Source organism: Bacillus cereus ATCC 14579, from assembly GCF_000007825.1.
Classification (GTDB): Bacteria; Bacillota; Bacilli; order Bacillales; family Bacillaceae_G; genus Bacillus_A; species Bacillus_A cereus.
On sequence record NC_004722.1, the window covers coordinates 4,661,971 to 4,674,587 of the forward strand.

Consider the following 12,617-nt stretch of genomic DNA (forward strand, 5'->3'; position numbering starts at 1 on the left):
TTACCCCTCCTCCTTTTTATACTGTATGCAAAAGAAAAAAACTTGAAACAGACTCGTTTCAAGTTTTTAACTATTAACTATTTCGTTTCACCTTCATATTGAAGCATACCGCCAACCATATTCACTGTTTTAAATCCTTGCTCATTTAAATAATGACATACATTTTCACTGCGCATTCCTGAACGACAAATAAAGATATATTCATTCTCTTTATTAAAGAAATCTACTTTATGTGGGATATCGCCCATTTTAATATGTACAGCTTCTGGAATCTCTCCTGCCGCTACTTCTTCATCTTCTCTTACGTCTACTAAAAATAACGTTTCTCCATTTTCTAAACGCTCTTGTACCTCTTCTGTAGTAATTGTTTTAACTTCTGTCATATGTAGTTCCTCCTTATATACAATAAAACCTTTAGTTTCTTTTTCACAAACATTCTCTACCAATTTTAGCACGCAAAAGAAAGAACGCAAAGAATCGAAAAACTATTTCTCAATTTTCTCGCAAAACTTATTCTTTACAAACATAACTCTTGCATTGTATCCTCAATATACTTGTCTTATGAAAGGAGCCAATGAAAATGACACTTTCCCTTTTCATAATGGGCATCATTTTCTTAATCGCTGCAATTATTACTCTTAGTATGAAAAATACTAAAAAAATAAAATCACCCCAAGAAATGTCATTCTTATTTCTATTGCTTAGTATCGCATTCTTCGGTATAGCAATTGCCACATATATTTTCCGTCTACAAATCATGTAAAAAAAGGTGCCTACTACAAACATTGCACCTTTTCCCCATCATTTGTCTTCTAAACAAAACTAGATACTTTCCGATTTAAAAATTCATAAACTTTCTTTTCAAATAAATGAATATCAAATGCTCCCGCCATATGCCCATTTATACTTTCTATCTCATACACTTCCGCATACTTCCCTTGTTTTTGCAAAATATCTACCATTTTATAGTTGTAACGAGACGGCTGAAGCAAATCTTGTTTACATGGAATCATAAGTACATTCGCTTCTATGTTAGAAAGAGATTCTTCTAATGAAGAAAAACCATGTGCAATATCATGCAATAAAACTGCCTTTGCAGTATACATCCATGAATTTGCATCTACTAACTCTATACTTCTATATGTCGCTTTATTTATCTCTTTTTCAAATGATGTTAGTGTAGAAAACTTTTCATAAGGTTCTATCTCTATACTATTACGAGGAAATGCCATTTCATAAAAATGCTCATCAAACGCGTTCATAAACATCATTCTATTTGCTAAATGAAGCCCCTTTATCGGCTGCTCTTCTCCATATTTTCCACCTTTCCAACTTGGATCCAGTTGAATTGCTTCAATCGCATTTTGCGCTACGTTTACTGACGTAATAATTGGATTTTGTGGGTTCGTAATAACGCCAATCATCCGCTCTACCATATGTGGATAGTGAACCGCCCATTGTTGTGCAATCATTCCCCCTACCGACGGTCCAATTACAGCGTGTAACCTTGAAATTCCCATACCTTTTATTAACTCATATTGCATACGAGCTACATCAAGAAATGTAAAAACCGGAAAATCCATAGCATATTCTTCTCCAGTTTCTGGATTAATCGATTTCGGTCCTGTTGTAATCACATATGGATTTCTCACCTGCACATTACAAAGATTATCTGTACATATAACAAAATACTTATTTGTATCAATTGCTTTTCCAGGTCCAATGAGCCCATCCCACCAACCAGACTCCTCATCATGCACTGTATATTTTCCTGCCGCATGACTTGTTGCACTAAAATAATGACAAACCAAAATCACATTTGACCTTTCTCTATTTAACGTACCATATGTCTCGTATCCCATTTGAACAGGAATTTCCCTGCCATTTTCAAACGTAAACCCTTTTAAAACAAACTTCTCCTTTTTTACAATTTGCACAGATTCTCCCTCTTCCCGTTATAGTATGAACTGCTTACTAAAGATTTTTTTCCATGCAAACTAATCTCCTTCTTCTTTTCATAAATAAATGAATAATATACAAAATTAGCCACAAAATAGCACTATATTACAAGATTAAAGAGGGTATACACATGATTTGGAATTGGTTACGTAAGAAAAAAAAATCAAATAAACCAGAAGCAAACGAAACAGATAATCAGGAGCAGCATTCTAACAATGAAGAGGATGATAACAAAGAACAGACTAGAAGTATGAAACATAATAAAGGTAAAAATCACGAACAAAAAGATTCTTCTCAGGATAAGCAACAAAGTACTAAACAAAAAGATTCTTCTCAGGATAAGCAACAAAGTACTAAACAAGAGGATTCCTCTCAGGATAAGCAACAAAGTACTAAACAAGAGGATTCCTCTCAGGATAAGCAACAAAGTACTAAACAAAAAGATTCTTCTCAGGATAAGCAACAAAGTACTAAACAAGAGGATTCCTCTCAGGATAAGCAACAAAGCGCTAAACAAGATGAACCTTCTCAGGATAAGCAACAAAACTCTAAACAGGATGATTCCTCTCAAGATAAGCAACAAAGTGCTAAACAAGAGGATTCCTCTCAGGATAAGCAACAAAACTCTAAACAAGATGACTCTTCTCAGGATAAGCAACAAAACTCTAAGCAGGATGATTCCTCTCAAGATAAGCAACAAAGTACTAAACAAGAGGATTCCTCTCAAGATAAACAACAAGGTGCTAAACAAGGTGATTCGTCTCAAGATAAACAACAAAACGCTAAGCAAGATGAACCTTCTCAAAGTAAGCAACAACACTCTAAAGGTAATAGTATTTATGATTTTACGAAACCAGAAAAAGACCGTATCCATTCTTTACAAAATTTAATAGAGAAGCTGAAAAAATCTAGTGATTTTGTGAATTATCATACATCCGACGATGAAACGATGCCTTATTGGATTTCTTACTATCGTCCTTCGCTTGATGGAGAGAAATTACAAAAATATTTAATGCCTACTCTTTTGGAACGACCTAATGCTTCACTAGAAGAGCTGAAAGAACATATTCCAATGAGCGGCATTACAATTACGAACGACTTACAAAAAATTGAGGATATGGTTTTAAAGGGGCATGCGATTATTCAATTGAATCAGCAAGATCAAAAATGTATGCTTGCAAACATTGCAATTGATAATTATCGTGCACCAACCCCTCCTTTAAACGAATCAACTGTTATTGGTCCGCAAGAAGGTTTCGTAGAGGATATTGATACAAACATTAATTTAGTTCGAAAACGTCTTCCTGTTTTAGATTTACAAACAAAAGAAATGATTATTGGCGAGTTTTCAAAAACAAAAGTTGTCATGATGTATTTAGACAACCTTGCTGAAAAAGATAATGTAGATTTTCTAGAAGAGTCATTACGCGCTCTTGAATATGATCAAATTAATGATAGTGCTTATTTACAAGAATTAATGGGTGAAAAATCGATTTTCCCTCTCTATATCAATACAGAACGTACTGATAGAGTTACAAAAGCACTAATTGATGGAAAAATCGCTATTTTCGTTGATGGTTCTCCAAGTGTTTTACTAACACCTGTATCCTATTTCGATTTTTTCATTTCACCAGAAGACTATAACGTCTCCTGGATGTACGCTACATTTTCAAGGATTTTAAGATTAATTGCCGTTCTATTTTCAATTTGCGCTACACCGTTATACGTTGCAGTTTTAAATTATCATTATGAACTTATTCCAAGTGATTTACTTGAAACTTTGATTTTATCAAGGGCACAAGTACCATTCCCACCTTTAATTGAAGCGCTCTTTTTAGAACTTGCAATTGATTTATTAAGAGAAGCCGGCGCAAGGTTACCGATGAAAGTTGGGCAAACACTCGGTATTGTAGGCGGTATCGTAATCGGGCAAGCATCTGTACAAGCTGGGTTAACGAGTAACATTTTATTAATTATCGTTGCACTATCAGCACTCGCTTCCTTTATTACACCTATTTATAAAATGGGGAACGCTGTTCGATTACTACGCTTTCCTTTTCTTATGTTTGCAGAAATAGGCGGATTGTTCGGGATTTCTCTTGGATTTATCTTTTTATTTACTCATCTCTTTAGACTTACTTCCTTACGTAAGCCGTACGCTTTGTTTTATCCGACAAGGCAACAATCAGTTAAAGATTCTTGGATTCGTTTTCCATTAACAATGATTGATACGAGAGATGTGCAAGCAAGACCACAACATGTAAAAAAAGCAGCGAAAGGAATTTCAACAAAACATAGATCAGATTTTGATGATTGAGAAATGAGGTGCATTGATGAGTAAAGTTCAAGAAAAATATCAAATATCTCCTATCTTTGTTTTCTTCTTAATTCACGGTGCACAGTTTGGTGCTGGAGTTCTCGGATTCGCTCGAATCATCGCAAAGGCCGCTGGATACGACGGATGGATGGGAGTTATAATCACAGGAATTTTCATCCATATTCTTATATGGATGATGTATGTCTTATTAAAAGAAACAAATGGGAATTTAGTTGATTTACATCGGCAAACATTTGGAAAATGGCTAGGAAATGGCATTAGCATCATCTTTATGGCTTATTTTTTAATCGTTAGTATTTCGGTCATCCGAACATATGTTGAAATTATTCAAGTATGGATGTTTCCTACCGCTTCCACCTTTATGTTAACACTCTTTTTATGCTTAGTTAGCTATTACATTATCTCTTCTGGATTTCGTGTAATTACCGGTATTTGCGTCATCTCTGTTGGTGGTACATTAGGATACTTATTTCTAAGCTTATTCGTTTTGAAATATTCACATTGGGATAATTTACTACCTATATTCACACATTCTTTTTCAGACATTTTAAAATCCGCTCAACTGTCAATCTACAGTATGACCGGTTTTGAAATTTACCTCATGGTGTATCCATTTGTGAAAAAGCCTATGCAATCTCATAAATTTGCTCAATACGGGGCACTATTTTCAAATCTTCTATATTTATTTAGCACCCTTTTAGCCTTTGCATTTTTTAGTGAAAAACAATTGTTAAAAACGATATGGGCCCAACTTTCTATGACCCAAGTCATTCAATTACCATTTATAGAAAGACTCGAATATATTGCAATTTCAGGCTATGCACTCGTTATTATTTCAAGTTTCATCCTCCCTTTATGGGCGTCAATGAGAGGAACACATGAAATATTCCGTGTAAAACAAAGGGGTATTTTAATTGCTTTTATCTTTATCACTCTCATTGTTTCGCAACTTTTAACCAACAGACACGATATTAATAACTTTATTAGTAATGTATCAAAAGTTAGTTTTTGGCTCATTTATGTATACATCCCAATCCTATTTATTATTGTGTGGGTGAAAAGAAAATGGAAAAAATCAAAAGCACAAGCAAATTAATACTTATTTCTTGTATAACATTCTTCAGTCTAATTGGATGTTTACAAAAAAATATTATCGATGATGTACAACTTATTCAAGGAAGCGTTTTTGATGTCGCAAAAGATAATAAAGTAAAAGTGACATTCGTTTGTCCCATTCAGAAAAAAGGAAATAAAGTTCAAGTTTTTGAAGGCAGTGCAAATGCAGTAAAACAAGTAAAAGCAGACACATCTTTAGAGTCTTCTCAACCATTTGCTAGCGGACAAATGCGTGTCGCTCTATATACAATAAGGCTTGCCAAAACAGGAATGTCTACTTCATTCGATACATTACTTCGAGATGTGAATATAGGGAACGCTTTATATGCTGCTTTATTAGATGGGAATGGTACTGAACTTTTAAAGGGCAAATATTCGACTTCATACAACGTTGCAATTTATATAAAAAAATTGCTAGAACATAACATGGAGACCGGACCTTTACCAGCGGATAATCTACATATAGGAGCATTTCGCTATTATCAAGAAGGAAAAGACTACTATATTCCCATTCTAAAGAAGCATGGTGATAAAATAAAAATTACCGGAATTGGCCTTTTTAAAAAAGATAAATATATCGGTAAAATTGCGGAAAAAGATATGTTCATATTTAAAGGACTATTAGAGAAACATAAATTAGATTCACATGAATTTAAAACAGATTCTGCGTACGTAATGATTAATAATATTCGTTCTGTTCCAACTTACGATATAAAAATTAAAAACGGAAAGCCTTCTTTTTTCATTAACGTTCGTCTTGATGCACGTATTCAAGAACTATCAAAACAAATTAACTTAGAAAATAACAAGAACACAAAAAACATTGAAAAAGATGTCCAAAAACAATTAGATAAACAAGCTGCTAAGTTAATTAAGCAACTTAAATCTTTAGGCGTCGACCCTCTCGGGCTAGGTGCAAAGTATAAGCAACATTATCGCCCATTCAAATTAGAAGAATGGAGACAAATGTATAAAGATGTTCCGGTTCATATAAAATACACCGTAAATATTACAAATTCTGGTGTCATTGAATGAGAAATGATTGAACTCCTCTCTCCAGCATGATACAACGGAGAGAGGAGTTTTTTTATTATCAAATAGAGAGAGAAGATATTTATGGGGGAGCTTATGTCTAAAAAATTAGTAAAGCCTATTTTAAATGGTATTTTATTTCTCGGCGTCTTTTTATTTGCTCATACATACTTAAAAAATGTTTCCTTCACACGTTACTTGCTTGTCGTTATACCAATGTTACTGGTCGGTATTTTTGGCATCGATCTTATTTCATCCCTTTTAATAAAAAAAGAAGAATAACGAGCGAACATCTTATTTCGATAAGATGTTCTTTTCATTTCATAATCACCTTATGTTACAATAAACTTCGGCATAACGTAAGAAAGGATGAAACAACATGACAAACGAAAAAGGTTTAGATAAAGGATACGAACTTGTTGCGAAAATGCATGAAGTATTCGGACATCCTGTGACAAATACTCCAACAAAATTAACAGAAGAGCGTGCAAAAATCCGTGCAAGTTTTATGCAGGAAGAACTAGAAGAATTTCTAGAGGCAACGACTGTTGAAGATCAATACGATGCACTGATTGACCTTATTTACTTTGCATTCGGAACGTTTGCAGAAATGGGCGTACGTCCAGATAAAGGATTCGAAATTGTAAACAACGCCAACATGGCAAAACTATTCCCTGATGGGAAGCCTCGATTCCGTGAAGGTGACGGTAAAATTCTAAAACCTGAAGGCTGGCAAGCACCAGAACCACAACTTCGTGCTGAAATTGAACGTCAGCGTCAAGAAGCTGAAAAAAACTGCTAGGATTTCCTAGCAGTTTTTTATTATGTCTTTTTTTCTGGCAATCATTAATGACCCACGTGTCCCGCATGTCCTGCAGCTCCACTAATGCTAGCCGCTCCTGCTGCTGCCCCCGCTCCTCCTGCTCCAATTCCACCTGTCCAAGGAGAAGATTGTTGTTGTTGATACTGTTGGTATTGTTGGTGTTGGTGTTGTTGGTGTTGTTGGTGTTGTTGGCCTTGGTAACCTTGATGACCATGTTGACCTTGGTGACCGTGGTGGCCTTGATGGCCGTGGTGATGTACTTGTTGTTGATGATGTCCATGATGACCGTGGTGACCTTGGTGGTGATGGTGGCCATGATGACCATGTTGACCTTGGTGGCCGTGGTGGCCATGGTGACCATGGTGATCTTGATGAATTTGATAAAGAACAGCCTGCGGATGTATATGATGGTGGCCGTGGTGATGTGCTTGTTGTTGATGATGTCCATGATGACCGTGGTGACCTTGGTGGTGATGGTGGCCATGATGGCCATGGTGACCTTGGTGGTGATGATGTCCATGATGGCCATGGTGACCTTGATGATGGTGTCCATGATGACCGTCGTGGTGGCCATGTTGACCGTAAAAACCTTGTGGATAACCACCTACTCCTCCAACGAAAGATGGGAATGTAGTTGGTACGCCTACTGGTACTCCTCCCGCTGCTCCGCCTACAAATGTTGGGATTCCTGTTTGCACTCCAGCTACTGATGATGGAAATCCTCCTGTTAATGTTGGAATTCCAGTTTGCGCTCCAGCTACTGATGTGGAAAATCCTCCAGGTGTTCCACCCATCCAGCTCGGAATTCCGCCATATCCTTGTTGTCCGCCTCCCATTAACATCATTTGTTCATAACTATCCGATCCACCTCCGAAAAAGCCATGTGGTGCATTATTGTCCATCCCTTTCATTCCTTTCACCTCTTCTACTCAATTTAGCCTACCTTTTTTATCATATTTCCTATAGAAAAATAGGTGTTTGTCTGTATTGGAATTCCGCTCTTTTATTTGTACGTATTGGAATAATTGAAAACTTAGACTAGGGTGATCCAGAGATTATTTTCTACACAAAAAAGCTCAGAGTATACATACTCTGAGCTTTTATTTAGAATAAATTAATTTGCAACAACATTAACAAGTTTTCCAGGAACAACAATTACTTTACGAACTGTTTTCCCTTCAATTTGGTCTTGAATTGCTTCAAGTGCAAGTTGTTCCATTTCTTCTTTTGATGCGTCTTTACTCATTGTTAGTTTTGCACGAACTTTACCCATAACTTGAACAACAATTTCAACTTCATCTTCTACAAGTTTAGACTCATCAAATGTTGGCCAGCTTGCATATGTGATTGTTTCATTGTATCCAAGTTTGCTCCATAGCTCTTCCCCGATATGAGGTGCAACTGGTGCAATCATTTTTACGAAACCTTCTACATATTCTCTCGGAAGTGTTTCAGCTTTGTATGCATCGTTGATGAATACCATCATTTGAGAAATCGCTGTGTTGAAGCGAAGCTCTGCATAGTCTTCTGTTACTTTCTTCACTGTTTGATGGTAAGCTTTTTCAAGCTCTTTATTTGGTGCGTCAGTAATTTTCTCACTTAATTCACCGTTATCTTGAACGAATAGACGCCATACGCGGTCTAGGAAACGACGAGCTCCGTCAAGACCATTTTCAGACCAAGCAATTGAAGCATCTAATGGTCCCATGAACATTTCGTATAGACGAAGTGTATCTGCACCGTGGCTTGCTACGATATCATCAGGATTTACAACGTTACCTTTTGATTTACTCATTTTCTCGTTGTTTTCACCTAGAATCATACCTTGGTTGAATAATTGTTGGAATGGCTCTTTCGTTGGAACTACACCGATATCGTATAATACTTTATGCCAGAAACGAGCATATAGTAAGTGAAGTACGGCATGTTCTGCACCACCGATATAAATATCAACTGGAAGCCATTGTTTTACTTTTTCAGGATCTACAAGTGCTTCGCTATTGTTTGGATCGATGTAACGTAGGTAGTACCAGCAGCTACCAGCCCATTGCGGCATTGTGTTCGTTTCACGACGACCTTTTTTACCAGTCTCAGGATCAACAACATTTACCCACTCGTCAATGTTAGCAAGTGGTGATTCACCTGTACCTGAAGGACGGATGTTTTCTGTTTTCGGAAGAACTAATGGTAATTCCTCTTCTTTCACAGCTGTCATTGTACCATCTTCCCAGTGAATTACTGGAATTGGTTCACCCCAGTAACGTTGACGGCTGAATAACCAGTCACGTAGACGGTACGTTACTTTTTGATTTCCTGCGCTCGTTGCTTCAAGCCATTCAATCATTTTTGCGATTGCTTCTTCTTTATTTAATCCATCAAGGAATGCTGAGTTTACGTGTGCACCATCACCTGTGTACACTTCTTTCGTAATATCTCCGCCTTTTACAACTTCCTTCATTGGAAGATTAAATACTGATGCGAATTCATAGTCACGCTCATCGTGAGCTGGAACTGCCATTACAGCACCTGTTCCGTAAGTTGCAAGAACATAGTCAGCGATCCAGATTGGTAATTTCTCACCGTTTACTGGGTTAACTGCGTAAGCACCAGTGAATACACCAGTTTTCTCTTTCGCAAGTTCTGTACGCTCTAGGTCACTCTTCATTTTTACAGCGTTAATGTAAGCTTCTACCGCTTCTTTTTGTTCTGCTGTTGTAATTTCTGCAACAAGTGCATGTTCTGGAGCTAGTACACAGTATGTTGCACCAAATAATGTATCAGGGCGCGTTGTGAAAACTGTGAATTTCTCGTCTGTACCATCGATGTTGAAGTGTACTTCTGCACCTTCAGAACGACCGATCCAGTTACGTTGCATATCTTTTAAGCTTTCAGGCCAATCAAGCTCATCTAGATCTTCTAATAGACGATCTCCGTAAGCTGTAATTTTTAACATCCACTGTCTCATCGGACGACGCTCAACTGGATGTCCACCACGCTCACTCTTACCGTCAATGATTTCTTCGTTTGCAAGTACTGTACCAAGTGCTGGGCACCAGTTTACAGGTACTTCATCAACGTAAGCTAAGCCTTTTTCAAATAGTTTTAGGAAGATCCATTGCGTCCACTTATAGTAGTTTGGATCTGTTGTATTTACTTCACGGTCCCAATCGTAAGAGAAACCTAATGATTTAATTTGGTTACGGAATGTATTAATATTATGCTCTGTAAATTCAGCTGGGCTGTTTCCAGTATCAAGTGCATATTGCTCTGCTGGAAGACCAAATGCATCCCATCCCATTGGATGCAGAACGTTATATCCTTGCATACGCTTCATACGAGATAAAATATCTGTCGCTGTATAACCTTCTGGATGTCCTACGTGTAAGCCTGCACCTGATGGATATGGGAACATATCTAGTGCATAAAATTTTGGTTTTTCTGTCTCATCTGGCGTACGGAATGTTTTATTCTCTTCCCAGTACCCTTGCCACTTCTTCTCAATTTCTTGATGATTAAAGCTCATGAGATACCCTCCTTGAAATTCTATTTATTTTCACCGCCCAAAATACAAAAAACCTCTCATCCCTAGAAAGGGACGAGAGGTTATAGATTCCCGCGGTACCACCCTAAATTAATGTACAAATATACATTCGCTTAGATCCGTAACGTGGATTAACGGCAATTGCTACTATTAGTTTCACAACTGCAACTCAAAGGCGAGTTCATAACGAAACGTGGATTGACTTGCACCGACCGTCAACTCTCTAAACCAGCTTCTATTACTACTACTCCTTCTCACTGTTATTACACATATAAGTTAAGTGAACTATCCTTCACCTAGTATCCCTTAAGAGCTTACTTAAAGCGAGGACTTCTCGGTTAATCGTTACTCTTAATAACTAACGAATTCATCTTAAGACAGCCGAGCTATCTCCCTTGTTCTAAAGGTTGTTTTATTTAAATATATTCTAAAACATGTTACATGTTCCGTCAAACTAAACTGCAATTTTTTCTTCAACTGTTTCTTCTACTTTTACTCGTTTATCATAAATGCTCGTTGCTATAAGCGCTACTACAAGCATTACCATGATTGCTATAAACAATACTTCCATATTGTATAAATCCACAATTGCTCCGCCAACGACCGGTCCGAACATTTTCCCTACAGTCGCCGCACTATTTACGACACCTTGATAAAATCCTAATTTATCTTTTGGTGCAAGTATATTTGCAATCGTTGGAACCGCAGGCCATACAAATAACTCACCAATTGTTAATGTTACCATCGCAACGAGGAACATCGTAAATTGCTGCGCTTGACTTAACACAATGAATGACGCCGCAAAAATGAAGATTCCAATCATAATTTGCTGTTTTAAAGAACGCTTCATCCAACGAATTAGCATACTAACAAGTGGTTGCGCACAAACAATCATCGCTCCGTTTATCGTCCATAGTAAACTATAGTGACGAAGGCTAATATTCAATTCTTGCATATGTGTTGCAATCGCTCCTTGCCACTGTACGTATGTAACCCAGCATAAAGCATATGCTACACACACGATAAGAAGTGCTTTAAATCCAGGTGTAAGTGACCACCCTTTTTTCGTTTCGACTTCTTTTTGCACTCCTGGCTCTTTCTTGTCTTCCATACCGCGGAATCCAATAAAAGCAATTAAAAAGAAAACAAAGTATAAAATAAAATTCGCTAAGAAAATATAATCAAAACGATACGATGCAACTAATCCACCACATGCTGTTCCGATCGCAATACCAACATTTTGTCCAACGTACATCGCATTAAATGCCCGTCTTCCGCCTTCTGGCCAAACCGTACCAACCATCGCATACATCGATGGGAAGACCATTCCAGAACCGAAGCCGATTAACGCTAGCCATTCAACATATAACGGCCAACCGTGGAAGAACACAAGACCTAAAATCGATACAAGTGTAATCACAATCCCTACTAAAGTTGATTTATAACCGCCCCATTTATCAAATAAAACACCGCCGAGCAAGTTTCCGATTACACCAGTAAGCGAATTGATCATTAATACCATTCCGGCCACAGATAAAGATTTTCCTAGGTGATCATGCAAATAAATTGTATTAAAAGGCCATAAAAAAGAAGCACCCGTGACATTAATAATCATCCCAGCTACTAATAGCCATACTTTCCTTGGCATAGTTTCCCCTCCTATTCTATTTTTTTCGTTCATATATATAACAGTAAAATTGTAGTCGTTTTTAAATAGGAAGGCAACTGATTAATAGTTGATGAAATTCAGATAATGGTTCGACGGTAAATGAAATTATATTGATTGCTTCTTAGATTATATCAGCGAT

11 protein-coding genes and 1 other annotated feature are annotated in these 12,617 nt (G+C 37.0%); of the genes, 6 read left to right on the forward strand and 5 right to left on the reverse strand.

Features of this window, described 5'->3' with window-relative positions; translation table 11 throughout:
- Positions 1 to 77: 77 nt before the first annotated feature.
- Positions 78 to 383: a rhodanese-like domain-containing protein gene (locus BC_RS23585; protein ID WP_000141204.1), complete on the reverse strand. Its 306-nt coding sequence runs from the start codon at positions 381 to 383 to the stop codon at positions 78 to 80.
- Positions 384 to 580: 197 nt separating this feature from the next.
- On the opposite strand from BC_RS23585, the gene BC_RS23590 reads away from it, so the two are divergent.
- Entirely contained in the window at positions 581 to 763 is a 183-nt protein-coding gene (locus BC_RS23590; protein WP_000175905.1) for a hypothetical protein, read from the forward strand.
- 49 nt (positions 764 to 812) lie between these two features.
- Here the strand turns inward: BC_RS23590 and BC_RS23595 are convergent, their stop codons facing one another.
- Positions 813 to 1,937: an alpha/beta fold hydrolase gene (locus tag BC_RS23595; RefSeq protein WP_001167641.1), complete on the reverse strand. Its 1,125-nt coding sequence runs from the start codon at positions 1,935 to 1,937 to the stop codon at positions 813 to 815.
- A 152-nt stretch (positions 1,938 to 2,089) separates the two neighbouring features.
- On the opposite strand from BC_RS23595, the gene BC_RS23600 reads away from it, so the two are divergent.
- The 5 genes from BC_RS23600 (at position 2,090) to BC_RS23620 (ending at position 7,247) form a co-directional block, all read left to right on the forward strand.
- Complete coding sequence (locus BC_RS23600; RefSeq protein ID WP_000638066.1) at positions 2,090 to 4,276, forward strand: spore germination protein; 2,187 nt, start codon at positions 2,090 to 2,092, stop codon at positions 4,274 to 4,276.
- A gap of 16 nt (positions 4,277 to 4,292) precedes the next feature.
- Entirely contained in the window at positions 4,293 to 5,393 is a 1,101-nt protein-coding gene (locus BC_RS23605) for a spore germination protein (RefSeq protein ID WP_000049051.1), read from the forward strand.
- Positions 5,363 to 6,448, forward strand: coding sequence for a spore germination protein GerHC (gerHC, locus tag BC_RS23610; RefSeq protein WP_000411389.1), 1,086 nt, complete (start codon positions 5,363 to 5,365; stop codon positions 6,446 to 6,448). The genes BC_RS23605 and gerHC overlap by 31 nt, the downstream gene beginning before the upstream one ends.
- A 93-nt stretch (positions 6,449 to 6,541) precedes the next feature.
- A complete protein-coding gene (locus BC_RS23615) occupies positions 6,542 to 6,727 on the forward strand; it encodes a hypothetical protein (RefSeq protein ID WP_000038781.1) in 186 nt (61 codons plus the stop codon).
- A 97-nt stretch (positions 6,728 to 6,824) separates the two neighbouring features.
- Positions 6,825 to 7,247, forward strand: coding sequence for a hypothetical protein (locus BC_RS23620; protein ID WP_000180554.1), 423 nt, complete (start codon positions 6,825 to 6,827; stop codon positions 7,245 to 7,247).
- A 44-nt stretch (positions 7,248 to 7,291) separates the two neighbouring features.
- On the opposite strand, the gene BC_RS23625 is transcribed toward BC_RS23620, so the two are convergent.
- The 3 genes from BC_RS23625 to BC_RS23635 all read right to left on the reverse strand — a co-directional run bounded on the left by BC_RS23625 (position 7,292) and on the right by BC_RS23635 (position 12,457).
- The gene (locus BC_RS23625) at positions 7,292 to 8,179 is read right to left on the reverse strand and encodes a protein VrrB (RefSeq protein WP_000677604.1); all 888 of its coding nucleotides are present in this window, start codon (positions 8,177 to 8,179) and stop codon (positions 7,292 to 7,294) included.
- A gap of 203 nt (positions 8,180 to 8,382) precedes the next feature.
- Positions 8,383 to 10,791 (reverse strand): leucine--tRNA ligase, encoded by a 2,409-nt coding sequence (gene leuS, locus BC_RS23630; RefSeq protein ID WP_000009461.1) that lies wholly within the window; start codon positions 10,789 to 10,791, stop codon positions 8,383 to 8,385.
- A 65-nt stretch (positions 10,792 to 10,856) separates the two neighbouring features.
- Positions 10,857 to 11,076: a binding site (T-box leader), on the reverse strand.
- Between the two features lie 187 nt (positions 11,077 to 11,263).
- Positions 11,264 to 12,457: an MDR family MFS transporter gene (locus BC_RS23635; protein WP_001137543.1), complete on the reverse strand. Its 1,194-nt coding sequence runs from the start codon at positions 12,455 to 12,457 to the stop codon at positions 11,264 to 11,266.
- Positions 12,458 to 12,617: the final 160 nt, after the last annotated feature.

Excerpts from the sequence above, each read along its gene's own strand:
- BC_RS23585 (WP_000141204.1), bottom strand. The coding sequence starts at position 383 with ATGACAGAAGTTAAAACAATTACTACAGAAGAGGTACAAGAGCGTTTA.
- BC_RS23590 (WP_000175905.1), top strand. The coding sequence starts at position 581 with ATGACACTTTCCCTTTTCATAATGGGCATCATTTTCTTAATCGCTGCA.
- BC_RS23600 (WP_000638066.1), top strand. The coding sequence starts at position 2,090 with ATGATTTGGAATTGGTTACGTAAGAAAAAAAAATCAAATAAACCAGAA.
- BC_RS23605 (WP_000049051.1), top strand. The coding sequence starts at position 4,293 with ATGAGTAAAGTTCAAGAAAAATATCAAATATCTCCTATCTTTGTTTTC.
- gerHC (WP_000411389.1), top strand. The coding sequence starts at position 5,363 with ATGGAAAAAATCAAAAGCACAAGCAAATTAATACTTATTTCTTGTATA.
- BC_RS23615 (WP_000038781.1), top strand. The coding sequence starts at position 6,542 with ATGTCTAAAAAATTAGTAAAGCCTATTTTAAATGGTATTTTATTTCTC.
- BC_RS23620 (WP_000180554.1), top strand. The coding sequence starts at position 6,825 with ATGACAAACGAAAAAGGTTTAGATAAAGGATACGAACTTGTTGCGAAA.
- BC_RS23625 (WP_000677604.1), bottom strand. The coding sequence starts at position 8,179 with ATGAAAGGGATGGACAATAATGCACCACATGGCTTTTTCGGAGGTGGA.
- leuS (WP_000009461.1), bottom strand. The coding sequence starts at position 10,791 with ATGAGCTTTAATCATCAAGAAATTGAGAAGAAGTGGCAAGGGTACTGG.
- BC_RS23635 (WP_001137543.1), bottom strand. The coding sequence starts at position 12,457 with ATGCCAAGGAAAGTATGGCTATTAGTAGCTGGGATGATTATTAATGTC.